The organism is Uniformispora flossi, from assembly GCF_049534875.1.
Classification (GTDB): Bacteria; Actinomycetota; Actinomycetes; order Streptomycetales; family Streptomycetaceae; genus Yinghuangia; species Yinghuangia aomiensis.
Genome location: NZ_JBMULZ010000013.1, coordinates 180125 through 195504, shown reverse-complemented (window position 1 = coordinate 195504; position 15380 = coordinate 180125). Strand labels below are relative to the sequence as shown.

14 protein-coding genes are annotated in these 15380 nt (G+C 72.5%); 10 read left to right on the top strand and 4 right to left on the bottom strand.

The genetic code is table 11. The annotated features are described in order from the left end of the window. The first annotated feature begins 30 nt into the window (after positions 1-30). Positions 31-1206 (top strand): MFS transporter, encoded by a 1176-nt coding sequence (locus tag ACPA54_RS26280; RefSeq protein ID WP_423533759.1) that lies wholly within the window; start codon positions 31-33, stop codon positions 1204-1206. A 142-nt stretch (positions 1207-1348) separates the two neighbouring features. Next, entirely contained in the window at positions 1349-2191 is an 843-nt protein-coding gene (locus tag ACPA54_RS26275; RefSeq protein ID WP_423533758.1) for a DMT family transporter, read from the top strand. Positions 2192-2250: 59 nt separating this feature from the next. Here the strand turns inward: ACPA54_RS26275 and ACPA54_RS26270 are convergent, their stop codons facing one another. Beyond that, positions 2251-3462, bottom strand: coding sequence for an FUSC family protein (locus tag ACPA54_RS26270; RefSeq protein ID WP_423533756.1), 1212 nt, complete (start codon positions 3460-3462; stop codon positions 2251-2253). A 22-nt stretch (positions 3463-3484) separates the two neighbouring features. Beyond that, on the bottom strand, positions 3485-4867 hold the full coding sequence (gad, locus tag ACPA54_RS26265) for a glutamate decarboxylase (protein WP_423533754.1): 1383 nt from the start codon (positions 4865-4867) through the stop codon (positions 3485-3487). Between the two features lie 296 nt (positions 4868-5163). Here gad and ACPA54_RS26260 point away from each other — a divergent pair, with 296 nt between their 5' ends. The 4 genes from ACPA54_RS26260 to ACPA54_RS26245 all read left to right on the top strand — a co-directional run bounded on the left by ACPA54_RS26260 (position 5164) and on the right by ACPA54_RS26245 (position 9118). Continuing rightward, a complete protein-coding gene (locus ACPA54_RS26260; RefSeq protein ID WP_423533752.1) occupies positions 5164-5742 on the top strand; it encodes a potassium channel family protein in 579 nt (192 codons plus the stop codon). A 437-nt stretch (positions 5743-6179) separates the two neighbouring features. Further along, positions 6180-6809: a hypothetical protein gene (locus ACPA54_RS26255; RefSeq protein ID WP_423533750.1), complete on the top strand. Its 630-nt coding sequence runs from the start codon at positions 6180-6182 to the stop codon at positions 6807-6809. A 129-nt stretch (positions 6810-6938) separates the two neighbouring features. Further along, positions 6939-7964: a FecCD family ABC transporter permease gene (locus ACPA54_RS26250; RefSeq protein ID WP_423533748.1), complete on the top strand. Its 1026-nt coding sequence runs from the start codon at positions 6939-6941 to the stop codon at positions 7962-7964. After that, on the top strand, positions 7961-9118 hold the full coding sequence (locus ACPA54_RS26245; RefSeq protein WP_423533746.1) for a FecCD family ABC transporter permease: 1158 nt from the start codon (positions 7961-7963) through the stop codon (positions 9116-9118). The genes ACPA54_RS26250 and ACPA54_RS26245 overlap by 4 nt, the downstream gene beginning before the upstream one ends. Before the next feature lie 72 nt (positions 9119-9190). Here the strand turns inward: ACPA54_RS26245 and ACPA54_RS26240 are convergent, their stop codons facing one another. Beyond that, entirely contained in the window at positions 9191-10528 is a 1338-nt protein-coding gene (locus tag ACPA54_RS26240) for a salicylate synthase (protein WP_423533744.1), read from the bottom strand. Positions 10529-10643: 115 nt separating this feature from the next. Between ACPA54_RS26240 and ACPA54_RS26235 the strand changes: the two genes are divergently transcribed. Genes ACPA54_RS26235 through panD form a run of 4 tightly spaced genes read left to right on the top strand, consistent with a single transcriptional unit; the run spans position 10644 to position 14159 of the window. Continuing rightward, the gene (locus ACPA54_RS26235; protein ID WP_423533742.1) at positions 10644-11987 is read left to right on the top strand and encodes a lysine N(6)-hydroxylase/L-ornithine N(5)-oxygenase family protein; all 1344 of its coding nucleotides are present in this window, start codon (positions 10644-10646) and stop codon (positions 11985-11987) included. A gap of 2 nt (positions 11988-11989) precedes the next feature. Next, positions 11990-13492 (top strand): MFS transporter, encoded by a 1503-nt coding sequence (locus ACPA54_RS26230; RefSeq protein WP_423533740.1) that lies wholly within the window; start codon positions 11990-11992, stop codon positions 13490-13492. Next, positions 13470-13727 (top strand): MbtH family protein, encoded by a 258-nt coding sequence (locus ACPA54_RS26225; protein ID WP_423533738.1) that lies wholly within the window; start codon positions 13470-13472, stop codon positions 13725-13727. Before ACPA54_RS26230 ends, ACPA54_RS26225 begins: the two co-directional genes overlap by 23 nt. 9 nt (positions 13728-13736) lie before the next feature. Beyond that, entirely contained in the window at positions 13737-14159 is a 423-nt protein-coding gene (gene panD / locus ACPA54_RS26220; protein WP_345675537.1) for an aspartate 1-decarboxylase, read from the top strand. A gap of 98 nt (positions 14160-14257) precedes the next feature. Here the strand turns inward: panD and ACPA54_RS26215 are convergent, their stop codons facing one another. Continuing rightward, complete coding sequence (locus tag ACPA54_RS26215; protein ID WP_423533736.1) at positions 14258-15319, bottom strand: ABC transporter substrate-binding protein; 1062 nt, start codon at positions 15317-15319, stop codon at positions 14258-14260. Between the last annotated feature and the right edge of the window lie 61 nt (positions 15320-15380).

Below are 15380 nucleotides of genomic sequence, written 5' to 3'. Positions count from 1 at the left end.
CCTCCGCTCGGCGGCCGGTTGCCTGGGGACATGGTTCTTGTCGATCAAGTCGGTGCATCCGTGGGCCGCGGCTGGTCCGCCGTCGCGGTCGTGGCCGCCGCCACGTTCACCGTGGTCACCTCCGAAATGCTGCCCGTCGGCCTGCTCAGCCCGATCGGCGCGTCGCTCGGCGTGACGGAGGGCACGGCCGGGCTCGCGCTGACCGTGACCGGCCTGTCGGCGGCCGCCGCCGCGCCGTCCCTGGCCCCGCTGTTCGCACGCCACGACAGGCGGCGGCTCCTGTGCCTCCTCATGGCGCTGGTCGGTGCCGGCAACCTGCTGAGTGCGTGGGCGCCGGGATTCGCGGTCCTGACCGCGGCGCGGCTGCTGGTCGGCGTCGGCATGGGAGGGGTGTGGGCGCTCGCGGCGGGCATCGCGGTGCGTCTGGTTGCGGCGAAGTCCGTCGGTACCGCCACCTCGCTCGTGTTCAGCGGCATCGCCGTGGCCTCGGTCCTGGGCGTGCCCGCCGGCGCGTACGTGGGGGAACTCCTCGGGTGGCGTGCCGCCTTCGTGGCGGCCGGGATACTCGGCCTGGGTGTCGCCGCGGCGCTTGCCGCGGTCCTCCCGCCGCTTCCTCCGGAGGACGCACGCCCGCGGCTGACCGAGCCGCTTGCCGAGGGCCGGGTCCGGGTCGCCTTGGCGGTGGTCGCGCTCTTGGTGACCGGGCATTTCGCGGCGTACACGTACGTGCGCCCGGTGCTGGAGGAAGTGTCGGGCGTCCGGAGCGGACTGGTGGGCGCACTGCTCCTGGTCTACGGAGTCGCCGGTATCGCCGGCAACTTCGCGGCCGGGTACGGCGCGACGCGCTCCGCGCGGGGCACGCTCCTCGTCCTGGCCAGTCTGCTGTCCGTCACTGTCGTCCTCGTCCCCGCGCTCGGCGACTCCACGGCCGCAGCCGCCGGGCTACTGGTGCTGTGGGGGATCGCCTACGGCGGTGTCTCCGTGTCCGTGCAGACCTGGCTGCTCGCCGCCGTGCCCCACGCCCGCGAGGCGGCTTCCGCCCTGCTCGTCGCCGTCTTCAACATCGCCATCGCCGCGGGTGCGTTCGCGGGCGGCCGGATCGCGGACGGCCGCGGCGCCGCCTCGGTCATGTACCTGGGCGGCGCACTCGCCGCCGCGGCCGCCGCGACGCTGGCGGTCACGCGCCGCCGCACCACCGACACGTGACCGGCGCAGGGCCGCACCGGACCGCCACGGACAAGCCGACCGTGGACAACCCAACCGTGGACCGGTGCGTCCCTGCGACACCCCGGCCGCCCGGCCGTGTCCTTCCCCCGCCTCCCGGCCGACGCGTGCGAGCATCGGTGCCGTGGTCTGCGTGATCTTCGCCATCCTGACCTCGCTCAGCAACGGCACCGCCTCGGTGCTGCAGCGCCGTGCCGCGATGACCGTGGGCGACGACAAGGCGCTGCATGTGTCGCTCATCGGCGCACTGCTGCGCCGTCCCGTCTGGCTGGCCGGGATCTTCCTGGTGGTCCTCGCTGCGGCATTCCAGGCGGTGGCGCTGGCGACCGGCCCGATCTCGGTCGTACAGCCGATCTTCGTCATCGAACTGCCGGGCACGATCCTGCTGGGCGCCTGGGTCTTCCGGCACCGCCTCCGCCGCGGCACCTGGTGGGCGATCGCCGCGGTGACCGGCGGGCTCGCCCTCGGGCTGGCCGCCGCGGCGCCGAGCGGCGGGACGGCGGGCGTGCCCGGCTGGCAGTGGGGTCCGGCGTTGGTCGGCACCGGCGGCGCGATCCTGGTCCTGACGGCCGCCGGGATCCGCTTCCCCGGGGAACCCAGGGCCGCGCTGTTCGGGCTTGCCGCGGCATTCGGCTACGCGCTCACGGCCGCGCTCCTCAAGGACGCCACCGCGCAACGCCACGGCGGTATCGCCCACCTCGCCACATCCTGGCAGGTGTACGCGACCGCCGCGGTCGGCCTGGGCGCGGTTTTCCTGCTGCAGAACGCCCTCCAGGCCGGGTCGTTGGTGGCCTCGCAGCCGATGCTGACGCTCGGCGACGCGCTGCTCAGCACGGTGTTCGGCGTGGTGCTCTTCTCCGAACACATTCGGCTCGGCTGGTGGTTGCTGCCCGAGATCGCGGCCTTGGCCGCCATCGCGGCGGGTTGTGCCACGCTGGCACGGCAGTTGCCCCGGCCGGCCTCCTGAGCCGAGTCGCGCTCGTCGGCCGAAGACCCACGCGATGCGGCTTCCTCGGCCGCTTCGCGTCAGCCGTCGTGTCCACCCTGTGGGCGCTGATCCACCGGCCGATGGCTTCCGCCATCCGCGGACCAGCTCTGCGACGGACTGACCGGTGCCGCCTTGTGGGCTCTTCGTTTGCCGAGCAGGCCAGTGAGGAGCATGACGAGCACGCCGATCGCCACACCGCAGAACGTCCACAGCACCCGGTAGCCCTCGGCCTGATAGTCGGAGGGCTGCGGCAGGTCCATCAGAATCAGCACCCCGGCGGCCACGGCCGCGGTGTAGGCCGCGTAGTTCCAGAAGCGCACGGCCACCGCGTGCATGAACAGGACGAGCGCGACCATTTCGAGCCCGCGCTCGACCACCAACAGCTTCGCTCCGTGCTCGCTCGCGGGAATCAGCAGCAGCAGCGCGGCGGCCACGGCGCCGACCGCCGCGCCGATCAGCCGCTGCGCGCCCACCAGTGCGGACTGCTCCAGGCTCGGCTTCATCGCGATGATGGCCGCGATCGGCAGCCACAGGCCGTGCGACAGCTCCAGCCCGAACGCGAGCGCGACCGTGCCGAACATGACCAGGGCGCGGACCGCCGCGTAGACGACCATCGGCGCGGTCAGTTTCCGGCGCGCGGTGTCGCCGGGGATTTCCTGGACGGGCGGGGGACGGTCCGACCGTCCCCGGATCAGCCATTCGAGGAACGACGCCGCGATCCACAGCGCGGCCCCGCCGGACCAGGCGGCCGTCTGCGCCCACGTGTAGCTGCTGATGTGGGCGTCGTGGTGGAGGCCGGAGGAGACCGCGAGGGCGATGACGAACCAGATGTTGAGCAGCAGGGCGCTGGCGTACCGGTGCGCCCCGAACGCGGCCGCGAGCCCTGCCACCAGCGTGATTGCGAATGCCGCCAGAGCCAGCCAACCCCAGGACTGCGCCCCGACGTAGAACCCCAGCGCCGTCAGCCCCGCGCCGATGAGCCCGAACAGGGCCGTGTGCGACACACGGCGTGGGAAGCTGCCGCCCGGGTCGGCCACGACCGAGAAGAGCAGGCCGAACAGTGCGCTGAGGAGGTACTGCTCGTATCCGGTCGCCCACAAGACGATCAACGGCACCAGCGCAATGTCCAGGACCAGGACTCCGCGCGCCCAGTAGAGCCCGGCGGGGTTGCACTGGATCACTTTCGACCACCAGGTCGTGAGCTTTCCCTTGGGCGCCCGGTGAACTTCCGGTTCGCTCGCCGTGGCCATGGCCCTCTCCGCTCGTCACCTGCTAGTGGTGGAAGCCGCCGCGCTTGGCGTCGTGGGGGTGCCCGCTGTCGAGCTGCTTGATGGCGCGGCGCATGTCGTCGGCGAGGAGGTCGATCTCGTCCCGGTCGACGCCGTGGCGGATGAGCACACGTTGGATGACGGTGTCCTGCCGGTCGGGCGGCAGCGGATACGAGGGGACCTGCCAGCCGCGCATGCGGAGCCGGTCGGACAGGTCGTACAGGCTCCAGCCGACCGCGTCGGGGTCGGTGAGGCTGTAGGAGACGCCGGGCAGGGCGCCTTCGCCGTCGTAGAGCAGGGTGAAGGGACCCATGTCGGCGATCTGCCGGGCGAGGTGCTGGGCGGTGTGCGCGCATGCCTCGTAGACCCGGCGGTACCCTTCCCGGCCCAGGCGCAGGAACAGGAAGTACTGGGCGATGACTTGCCCGCCGGGGCGGGAGAAGTTCAGGGCGAGCGTGGGCATGTCGCCGCCGAGGTAGCTCACATGGAAGACCAGGTCGTCCGGCAGCGCCGCCGCATCGCGCCACAGAGCCCAGCCGACGCCGAGCGGTGCCATGCCGTACTTGTGGCCCGAGGCGTTGATGGAGGCGACCCGCGGAACCCGGAAGTCCCAGGCCCGGTCGGGGTGCAGGAAGGGGGCGATGAACCCGCCCGAGGCGGCGTCGACGTGCAGGGGGATGTCGAGTCCGGTGTCCGCCTGGATCCGGTCGAGTTCGGCCGCGATCTCGGCGACGGGCTCGTACGTGCAGGTGTAGGTCACGCCGAGGATCGCCACGACTCCGATGGTGTTCTCGTCGACGTAGTCGCGCAGTTGGTGCGGTAGCAGGCCGGTCGCCCCCGCCTCCACCGGGACTTGGCGCAGCTCGATGTCGAAGTAGCGGGCGAGCTTCTCCCAGCAGACCTGGACCGGCCCGCACACCAGGTTCGGCCGGTCGGCCGGCTGCCCGGCCGCGCGCCGGCGTTCGCGCCACCGCCATTTCAGGGCGAGGCCGCACAGCATCGCGGCCTCGCTGGAGCCGGTGGTGGAACAGCCGACCGCGTTGCCGTCGGCGGCCGGGGCGTGCCACAGGTCCGCGAGGATGTTGACGCACCGCGCCTCGATCTCCGCGGTCTGCGGGTACTCGTCCTTGTCGACGATGTTCTTGTCCAGGCACAGGTCCAGCAGATGGCGCACTTCGTCGTCCGCCCACGTGGTGCAGAACGTGGCGAGGTTCTGCGCGGCGTTGCCGTCCAGGAGCAGTTCGTTGCGCAGCACCTGGTAGACGATGCCGGGGGGCGTGGGGAGGTCGGGCATGACGCGTTTGGACAGGGCGCGCTCGCTCAACGGAGAGGCGAAGACGTCTTCGGCCGTGTCGACGTCCGGTTTGCGGGTCTTGTGGAGAGCCATCGGGCGAACCTCGCCTATCACGTATTTGTCCCTTTTCCGACCATACGTAGGGAGGCTGATGCCCGACACCGGGGCGGCTCCGGCCGGGGCGTCCGGATCTGACACGCGCGCGCCGCCGTGCGAGGGTGGAGGGAGACCGCAACCCCGACGCATGCGTGTCGCAGCCGCGCGAGGGGTTCCAGTTGATGGCCCATCCGGGTGGTCATCCGGGAGGTCGCCATGCGGGCGAGGCACAAATCCCCCGGCAAGTCGCGGCACAGGCAACGGGTTGCCGGGAAGTCGCGGCGGTGGTCGCCGTGACCGCCGACGCGGGTGCGGAGGGCGGGTCCGGGGTTCGGCCCTCGTACCGCAGGATCGTCTGGACCGCGCTGCGCGTGGTCGGCTCCGTCGTCGTGCTCGGGACGCTGTACTACGTGCTGCCGTTGGACCGCTCGTCCACGGCGGCCGTTGTCACCATCCTCCTCATCGGTCTTGCGGGTTTCCTGGCCTTGGTCGTCCTCCAGGTCCGCTCGATCGTCCGCTCCCCACACCCGGCGCTGCGGGCCCTGGAGTCGTTGTCCACCAGCGTTCCGTTCTTCCTGCTGCTGTTCGCGGCCGTATACGTGGCCATGGCCGCGTTGTCGCCGAACAGCTTCGGGCAGCCTCTCTCGCACACCGACGGGCTCTACTTCACCGTCACCGTTTTCTCCACCGTCGGGTTCGGCGACATCACCCCCAAGACCGAGGCCGCACGGCTGGTGGTCACCATGCAGATGCTCGCCGACCTGGTCATCCTCGGCCTGGCCGTCAAGGTCATCCTGGGCGCGGTCCGCCGCGGCCAGGAGTACCGGGCGGCAGAGTCGGATGGGAGTGCGGACCGGAACGAACCGCGGTGAGCCGAGACGCGAAGCAGCCGTCGGATCCGACGCGCGGACGAAGTCCGGGCGGTTTGGTGCCCGTCGGGCGGCTTCGGACGGCGTGGGCGGGGTAGGGCTTGGTCAACTTCGAAGAGGGGGACCGTCATGCCGCAGATTCGGATCGTCAGGCGCCCTGCGCCGCGCCGCCCGTCGTCTCCGCTGGATCTGCGGACCCCGTCCGGGCGGCCCATGCCCTACTGAGCGGACTTCGCGGAACCCGGTCCGGCCGGTTCGGGAGCCGGGCCGGCCGTGTGGTTGCGGCGCGGAGCGGCGGCTCACTCGGATGGCTGCCGCCCGGACGGCCGCCGCCCGGTCGCGGGGCGGAGGGCCGGTGCCGAGACTCGAATGTCAGGGCCCCCGTGCCCGGGTGCCCATCGACAGGGGAGTCGCCGCCATGCCCACCGCCCGTACGCGCGTTGTCGCGGCGCCTGCTCGTCGCCGGAACCGCCGTCGGGGCTGCCGCGTGCGGCAGCGACGACGGCAAGAAGAGCGGTAGTACCCCGCCGGCCTCGGCACCGTCGGCGCCGCAGACCGCGGGGACCTCCGCGTCCGCCCCGTCGGGGCCGACCGTCGGGCAGCCGTTCGACCTGACGACGGCGAACTCCGCCGGGCCCGCCACGTTCCGGATCGTGGTGGCCGAGGTGCTGGCCAACACCACGCCCGACCCGGCGATCGTCCCGCAGTACCGCACCGCCGAGCCGACCCTGCCGCCCGGGCAGCAGTGGGTGATCGCGAAGTTCTTCGCGACGAACACCGGCCAGTCCCGGACCTTCTGGCAGACCTCGAACATCACCCTGAACGTCGGCGCCGACCGGTTCGCGCCCACCCCGGAAGCCCTCCGGGTCGCCCAGGACTACAACAACTCGCTGACCGAGTCCGGGGTGCCGACCACCGCCTTCGACGGCGTGGAGCCCGGCGTGACGGGCACCGTCTACGGCGCCTGGCAGATCCCGCTCGGCGCGAAGCCCGCGTCGATGACGATTCCCGAGACGATGATCGCCGCGAACGTTCCGACGACTCCGGCGGTGACGGTCGCCATCCCGTGACGGTCGCCATTTCGTGACGGCGCGAAGGCTCGGGTCGGACCGGGCGACTGCCGCCGCGCGGTGGTGTGAGCGGAAGATCCGCTTCCCCCCGGGCTGTTCATCAAGTGAGGTATGCCTTACCTTAGTCGAATGTCTGTCGAAGTCGCGGCCGGCCCTGTGCGGCGCCGGGGGACGGTCGTGTTCGGGGTGCTCGTCCTGGCGTTGCTCGCGGCGGTGTTCGCCTCCCTCGCGGTCGGCACGCGGACCAATCCGCCATCGGACGTGTTCGCCATGCTCGGCGGCGACCGCACCGGAACCGCCGGCCTCATCCGGGACCTGCGCGTGCCGCGCACGCTCGTCGGCCTGATGGTCGGTGTGGCGCTCGGCGCCGCCGGTGCCGTCGCGCAGCAGATCACCCGCAATCCACTGGCCGATCCCGGGCTCGTCGGCGTCGCCTCGGGTGCCGCGTTCGCGGTGGCGTCCGGGGTGGCGGTGCTGGGGCTGACCGGGCCGTACAGCGCGGTGTGGTTCGCCTTTGCGGGCGCCGCCGCGGCCGGGGCGCTCGCGTACGCCGTCGGCGGCCGCGGCCGCGGTGGGGCGACCCCGGCGAAGCTCGCGCTGGCGGGCGTCGCGGTGTCCGCGCTGCTGGACGCGGCGACCGGGGCGATGGTGCTGTCCGATCCCGAGGCGCTGTCCCGCTACCGCTCCTGGGCGGTCGGCTCGCTGACCGGCCGCGACGCCGGGCAGGCCTGGCAGTTCGTGCCGTTCGTCGCGGCGGGCCTGATCATCGCCCTCGCCCTGTCCGGTCGGTTCAACGCCCTGGCGTTGGGCGACGACGTGGCCACCGCGCTGGGTGCCCGCGCCGGGGTCACCCGGGCGCTGGGCGGGCTTGCCGTCGTCCTGCTCACTGGTGCCGCGGTGGCCGCCGCGGGGCCGATCGTGTTCCTGGGCTTGGCCGTGCCGCACATCGTCGGCGCGTTCACCGGGCCGGACGCCCGCAAGCTCATCCCGGCGTCCGCGCTCGGCGGCGCGGTGCTGCTGCTGTCCGCCGACGTGGTCGGGCGCGTGGTCGCGCGGCCCACCGAGGTCGAAGTCGGCGTCGTCACCGCGTTCCTCGGCGGGCCCTTCCTCATCGCCCTGGTCAAAACCGGACAACTGCGGGAGCGCACCCGATGACCGCGACGAACCCGGCGACGGTCGCCACGACGCACACCACTTCCACGCGGATCGCGGACTCGGCGAAGGGGCCGAGGAAGAAGGGGCCGAGGAAGACGGGCCGGGGGAAGCTCCGGTTCGCCGCCGGACCCGTCGGCTTCGCGGTGCGCCCGCGCGTGCTCGGCGCCGGCGTGCTACTGCTGGCGCTGATGGGCACGGCTTTCGTCGCATCGCTCGCGATGGGCGACTACGAGCTGTCGTGGGCCGACGTGGTGAAGAGCCTGTTCGGCACCGGGCCGTCCGACGCCGAGCTGGTCGTGCACGAACTCCGGCTGCCGCGCGCCTTGGTGGCCGTCCTCGTGGGCTTCGCGCTGGGCCTCGCGGGCGCCGTCTTCCAGGCGGTCACCCGCAATCCGCTGGCCGGGCCCGACATCGTGGGGATCACCGGAGGCGCGAGTGCGGGCGCGGTGGTCGCGATCCTCGCGGGCGGTGTCGGCACCGGCGCGTCGGCCACCTACGGGCCGGTCCCGTTCGGCGCCCTCCTGGGTGCCCTCGCCACCGGTGCGCTGGTCTACCTGCTCGCGTTCCGCCGGGGGACGGTCTCGGGCTACGGCTTCATCCTCGTCGGGGTCGCCGCCAACGGCATGCTGGTCGCCTTCACCCGCTGGGCGTTGGCCCGCGTCGACATCGACGCGGCCACCCGCGCGACCGCGTGGCTGACCGGCAGCCTGGAGAACCGCGGCTACACCCAGGTGTGGTGGATGGTGATCGGGCTGGCGGTGCTGGTGCCTCCGCTGGTCGCCTTGGTCCGGCCGTACGGCCTGCTCCAGCTCGGCGACGAGATCGCCACCGGCCTCGGGGTGCGGACGGGCGCGGTGCGCACCGTCCTGCTGGTGCTCGGGACGTGCCTTGCCGCGCTGGCCACGGCCTGTGCCGGGCCCGTGGTCTTCGTCGCGCTGGCCGCGCCGCAGATCGCCCGGGGGATTGCCGGGACCGCCGAAGTGCCTTTGCTCACCAGCGGTTTCGCAGGTGCCGCGATGGTCGCGGGGGCGGATCTCGCGGCGCGGACGGCGTTCCCCGAGACGGTCCCGGTGGGGATCGTGACCGGCCTGGTCGGGGCTCCGTACCTGCTGTGGTTCCTCAGCCGCACCAACAAGGTCGGGCGCGGCGGCTGACCGGACGCCTCGCGGCGGGCGTGCCGGGCGGGGAAGAGCCCGGCACGCCCGCCGTTTCCCGGCCGGACACGCCTAAACGGCGGGAACCAAGTGCCGTGCCACCGAGCGGAGTTTCTCGCAGGTCTCCTCGAACTCCCGCTCCGGCACCGACTGCTCGACGATGCCAGCACCGGCCTGCAGCCAGGTGCGGTCGCCGCGCCGGAACAGCGTACGCAGCACGAGCGCCGCGTCGATCGCCCCGGTGTGGTCCGCGGTGACGACCGCCCCGCTGTAGAGCCCGCGCGGCTGCGGTTCGCGCTGGTGGATGACCTGGTACGCGGCCGGCTTGGGCACCCCGGACGCGGTCACCGCGGGGAACAGGGCGGCGAACGCGTCCCACGGGTCCACCCGGTCGGCGAGCCGGCCGGTCACCGCCGAGGCCAGGTGCTGGACGCTGCCGCGTTCCTTGACGTCCATGAACTCGCGCACCACCACCGAGTCCGGGGTGCACAGCGGCAGCATCTCGTCGTAGGCGACCTTGACCGAGATCGCGTGCTCGAAGATCTCCTTCGCGTCGGACAGCAGGTCGGCACGCCGTGCGGCGTCCCGGCCGTCCGCCTCCAACGCCCGTGTGCCCGCCAGCGGTTGGGTGACCACGCGGCGGTCCGAACCGACCGAGACGACGATCTCCGGGCTGAAGCCGGCCGCGTGGAGGCCGCCGACGCCGAGCAGGAACGAGCGTGTCGGGGTGTTGGCGCGGCGCCCGGCGAGGTAGGTGCCGACGAGGTCGACATCGTGGGGGACCGGGAGAACGCGGGACAGGATGACCTTCTGGAGGCGCCGCGACCGGATGTCGTCGACCGCGGCCCGGACCGCCGCCTGGTAGCCCTCCGGATCGGTGCCGGTGACGTCCAGCGGTTCGGGCGCCTTCCGCACGATGGTCTGATGCCCCATCAGAACAGCTGCGGCGGCGTCGAGTTCGTCCGCCGTCGCGGAGCGGATCGTGGCGCCGCCGGCGGTGAGGCGGACTTCGGTGCGCGGCACGACCAGGTGCAGCAGCTTGTGGTCGGCGACCAGCTCGGGCATTCCGGCGTGCACGTAGGCGAGTTCGAACCCGGCCCAGCCGTAGGCGCGCCACTCGGGCACCGGAAGTCCCGCCAGCGCGGCCGATACCGCGGGCAGCGGTGAGTCCGTCCACGTCGCGCTCCGCGTGACCGGCGGGTGTCCCGCGGATTCCGCACCGTCCGGGACGCGGGACACGACCGTCGTCGGGGTGGCCTCGACCTCCGCGAGTGTGCCCAACGCCACCGACCAGCATCCGTCGCGCTCGTAGACGACGTGCGCGCCGGCGCCGAGCGGCGACTCGACGAGTGCCGCTGCGAGTTCCAAGGGGTCGGCGGTTATGGAGAGTTCGCGATGGTGATAGGGCACGGCGGCCTCCAGGAAGCGGGCAGGCAGGGGCCAGAGAAGTTAGGTGAGCCTATCCTTATTTCCGATCCCGCGACAGGCCTGGTGACCGTTCTTTTCTTAGGTTAGCCTCACCTTCATGCCTGACCATCACCATGCGCCGGAATCCGTACGTGACTTCGTCGGCGTCGGCTTCGGCCCGTCGAACCTCGCCCTGGCCGTCGCGGTCGCGGAGCACAACGCGGCAGTGCCGGACGACGACCCGATTGACGCCCTGTTCCTGGAGAAGCAAGCGCAGTTCGGCTGGCACCGCGGCATGCTCGTGGACGGCGCCACGATGCAGGTGTCCTTCCTCAAGGACCTGGTGACGATGCGGAACCCCACCAGCGACTTCAGCTTCGTGTCCTACCTCCACGCCGCCGGCCGCCTGGTCGAGTTCGTCAACCACAAGGCGTTCTTCCCGCTCCGCGCCGAGTTCCACGCCTACCTCGAGTGGGCCGCCGGCCGGGTCGCCGACTCGGTCCGCTACGACGCCGAAGTCATTGCGATACGACCGCTCGTGACGGACGGTCAGGTCGACGGCTTCGAGGTCGACGAGCGCGCCGGCGACCGCACGGTCCGCACCCACCGGGCCCGCAACGTCGTCCTCGCACCCGGCCTGACCCCGTTCCTGCCCGACGGGGTGGCGCGCTCGGCGCGGATCTGGCACAACAGCGAACTCGTGCCCCGCCTCGCCGCCGCCGACCCGTCCGGGATTCGCACGGCCGTGGTCGTCGGCGCCGGGCAGAGCGCCGCGGAGAGCGCCGACTACCTGCACCGGCGCCTGCCCGATGCGGAAGTCCACGCGGTGTTCTCCCGCTACGGCTACGCGCCCGCCGACGACAGCCCCTTCGCCAACCGCATCTTCGACCCGGCCGCGGTGGACGACTACTTCGACGCGCCCGGCGACGTCAAGGACATGCTCACCGCCTACCACCGCAACACGAACTACTCGGTCGTCGACGGCGACCTGATCGTGGACCTGTACCGCACCGTCTACGAAGAGCGCGTCCTCGGCCGGGAACGCCTGCGCATCCGGCACGCCTCGCGCATCACCGCGCTGCACGACGGACCCGACCACGCGAACCTCGACATCGAGTACCTGCCCACCGGCAAGACCGAGACCCTCGGCGCCGACGTGGTCGTGTACGCCACCGGCTACCGTCCCTCCGACGCCCTCGGGCTCCTCGGCGACGCGGCCGGCATATGCCTGCGCGACGACGCCGGACGCCCGCGTCTGGGCCGCGACTACCGGGTGGCCACCGCTCCGCACGTCACCGCCGGCATCTACCTGCAAGGCGGCACCGAGCACACCCACGGCCTCAGCTCCACGCTGCTGTCCAACATCGCGGTCCGCGCCGGGGAGATCCTCGGCTCGGTGCGCGACCGCCGCGGCGCCGGCACACCGCACGCCGCCGCGTACGCGTCGACCGGGCAGCGCTGACCGTGCGCGTGGGGGAAATCGCCGCGGACGTCGCGCCGCTGCGGGAAAGCCGGGAATTCCGCCTGCTGTTCGCCGCCTCCGCGCTGTCGATGCTCGGCACCGCGCTCACCTCGGTGGCGGCCAGCCTCCAGGTGTACGACATCGGCGGATCGTCCCTGCATGTCGGCATGGTCAACGTGGTCATCGCGGTGAGCCTGTGCATAGGCCTGCTGACCGGCGGCGTCGTCGCCGACCGCGCCGACCGCCGCGCCGTCATCCTCTCCACCCGGGCCGGGGCCGCGGTGGTGGTCCTGGCCCTGGCCGGGAACGCGCTCATGGACCGGCCGCAGCTGTGGGTGATCTACCTGCTCGCGGTCGCCGCCGGACTGGTGAACGGGCTCGGCGCCCCCGCGCTCATGGCGGTCACGCCCGCCCTGGTCGGCCGCAAGCACCTCGCCGCGGCCGGCGCCCTGCTGACCCTCACCACGCAGTTCGGCGCCATGGTCGGGCCCACCGTGGCAGGCATCGTGGCGGCCGGACCCGGCGTCGCGACGTGCTACCTCCTGGACGCCGGGGGCTTCGCGGTCGGCGCCGTCCTGCTGTGGCGGCTGCCGGAACTGCGCCCGGAACGGCGGGTCGAGGAGTCCGCGGGAACCCCGGAGGGCACTCCGGCGGGCATCCCGGTCGGCACTGCGGTGCCGGGCACCGCGGAAGCCGGCAGGGCGGACGCCGGCAAGGCCGAGGAAGCGGCCGGGCACCCGCTCCGCGACATCGCCGACGGGCTGCGGCACCTGCGCGGACAGCCCGTCATCCGGGCCCTGATGCTGGTCGACCTGTTCGCGGTCCTCCTCGCCATGCCGTACGCGCTGTTCCCGCAGATCGGCGAACGCGTCTTCGACGGAGGGCCGATGACCGTCGGCCTGCTCTACAGCGCCCCGTCCGTCGGCGCCTTCCTCGGCGCCGCCACCAGCGGCTGGACGGGACGCGTCCTCCGGCCCGGCACGGCCCTGGCCGCCGCCGCGGCCGGATGGGGCCTCGCGGTGGCCGCGTTCGGCGCGAGCGGCGTCCTGTGGCTCGCGCTGCCCCTGCTCGCCGTCGCGGGCTATGCGGACACCATCTCGGAGATCCTCCGCCGTGCCCTCATCCAGACCTACACCCCCGACCACCTGCAGGGCCGGGTGGGCAGCCTGTGGCTCGCCCAGGCGACCGCCGCCCCGTCGGCGGGCAACGCGCTGGCCGGCCTCGGCACCCGGCTCGTCGCCCCCGGCACCGTCCTGGTCGCCGGCGGCGCCGCCTGCGCGGCGGTGGTCGGCGTGGTGACCGCGGGGTCGCCCGAGCTGCGGAACGCGACCCTGCGGTCCGAACACGAAGCCGAACCGGACCACGGACACGCTCGCGAAACCGAACCCGGCAAGCACGGCGCGCCGGAACCCGCGGACATACCCGAACCCGTGTCCGGCGCCGTACCCGAACCCGTCTCCCGTACCGAAAGGCAGGACCCCGATGACCGCCACCAACCCGTTTGACGACGAGGACGGCGAATTCGTCGCCGTGGTCAACGACGAGGGCCAGCACGCCTTGTGGCCGACGTTCCTCGACGTCCCGGCCGGCTGGCGGACCGTGCACGGCCCCGGCACCCGCGCCGCGTGCCTGGAGTACATCGACACGCACTGGACCGACCTGCGGCCGCGCAGCCTCGTCGCGGCCACCGCCGCCGCGTCCGGCCCCGGACCCGCGAACCCCGACCCCACCCAGGACTGAGGAACGACCGTGCTGCGCAACCTGCTCTCCGGCAAGATCCACCGGGCCCGCGTCACCCAGTCCGACCTGCACTACGTCGGGTCGCTGACGGTCGACGAGGACCTCCTCGACGCCGCCGGCATCGTCGCCAACGAGGTCGTGCAGGTCGTCGACATCGACAACGGGGCCCGCCTCACCACGTACGCCATCCCCGGCCCGCGCGGGTCCGGGGTCATCGGCGCGAACGGCGCCGCCGCCCGGCTGGTGCACCACGGCGACCTGCTCATCATCATGTCGTTCGCCCTGGTGGACGACGCCGAACTCGCCGCGCACACCCCGCGGGTCGTGCACGTCGACGCGGCGAACCGCATCGTGGCGCTGGGCGGCGACGCCGCCGAACCCGTGCCCGGGGTCCCCGACCAGATCCCCGGCACCACGGTCGCCGTCGGCTGACCGTCCGCCTGCTCCGCATCGCCGGGGCGGAACAGGAACACGAAGAGGGGCGGCTCCCGATCCGGGAGCCGCCCCTCGGCCGTTGCGCCGGCCGCGGATCAGCCGCGCGGCGCCTTGGCGGCCTGCGAGATCCGCGGCATGACCTTGTCGATCACGTACTCCACGGCCAACGGGGTCGGTGCACGCAGCGCCCAGAAGTCGTTGGAGTCCAGCGGGATGTACGAACCGCGCGTGACCACCTTCAGCCCGGCGAACTGCGGATTGGCCTCGATCGCCTTCTGCAGCGACGCATCGGCGTTGTAGTTGCTCAGCAGCACGTCGACCTCGAGCACGTCCAGCCGTTCCATGCTCAGTTCCGCCGCGAACCCGGCGCCCGGCAGGTTCGCGACGGTGTCCGGGAAGGTCATGCCGAAGCCGCCGAGCAGCTTGACCGACGTGTCCGCCTTGTCCTTGAGCACCGCGATCGTGCCCGCGTTCTGGGCGTTCGTCAGGGCGAACGACTTGCCCTTGATCTCCGGGTAGGTCGTGCCCACCGCGGCGATCTTGCCCTCCAGGCCGACGACCAGCTTGTCGGCTTCCGCCGCCTTGCCGAGCGCCTTGCCGACCTGGCGCGTCACCTGCTGCCAGGTGTCCTGGGACGGGCCGGTCTCGAACGCGGTGGTCGGCGCGATCTTCGAGAGCTTCTCGTACTCCTGCTCGACCCAGTAATCGGTGTTGGCCAGGATCAAGTCCGGCTTGAGCGCCAGGACCTTCTCGATCGGCGCGCCGTTGTCGCCCATCACGATCAGCTCGGGCTTCGACCCGTCGAGCTTGGCCGCCGCCCACGGGGCTATGCCGTCCGGCGGCGTCGTCTCCACCATGCCGGTCAGCTGCGCGGCCAGCGCCAGCGCGGCGTCCTGGTCGCCCTCGCCGAGGGCCACGATCCGCTTGGGCGCCGATTTGATCGTGGTCGTGCCGAGCTTGTGGGTGATCGTCACCGGGTACGCGGCGGCGTCCGGTGCCGAGGCTGCGGGCGCACTCGCGGCCGGGGAGCCCCCGGAGGCCTTGCCGCCCTTGTCGTCCTTGTCGTCGCCGCACGCGGCGAGGCCCAAGGCGAGAGTCGCGGCGATTCCGGCCGCGGCCAGGCGGCGCAGGCCGCGAGGGATACCGGTTCTGTGCATGACGTGAGATCGCCTCTCTGAGGTGGAGTGCAGTGCAGCAAGAAGGCGGCGGTACGGCGGT

Coding starts and splice junctions, on each gene's coding strand:
- ACPA54_RS26280 (WP_423533759.1), top strand. CDS start 31: ATGGTTCTTGTCGATCAAGTCGGTGCATCCGTGGGCCGCGGCTGGTCC.
- ACPA54_RS26270 (WP_423533756.1), bottom strand. CDS start 3,462: ATGGCCACGGCGAGCGAACCGGAAGTTCACCGGGCGCCCAAGGGAAAG.
- gad (WP_423533754.1), bottom strand. CDS start 4,867: ATGGCTCTCCACAAGACCCGCAAACCGGACGTCGACACGGCCGAAGAC.
- ACPA54_RS26250 (WP_423533748.1), top strand. CDS start 6,939: ATGTCTGTCGAAGTCGCGGCCGGCCCTGTGCGGCGCCGGGGGACGGTC.
- ACPA54_RS26245 (WP_423533746.1), top strand. CDS start 7,961: ATGACCGCGACGAACCCGGCGACGGTCGCCACGACGCACACCACTTCC.
- ACPA54_RS26235 (WP_423533742.1), top strand. CDS start 10,644: ATGCCTGACCATCACCATGCGCCGGAATCCGTACGTGACTTCGTCGGC.
- ACPA54_RS26225 (WP_423533738.1), top strand. CDS start 13,470: ATGACCGCCACCAACCCGTTTGACGACGAGGACGGCGAATTCGTCGCC.
- ACPA54_RS26215 (WP_423533736.1), bottom strand. CDS start 15,319: ATGCACAGAACCGGTATCCCTCGCGGCCTGCGCCGCCTGGCCGCGGCC.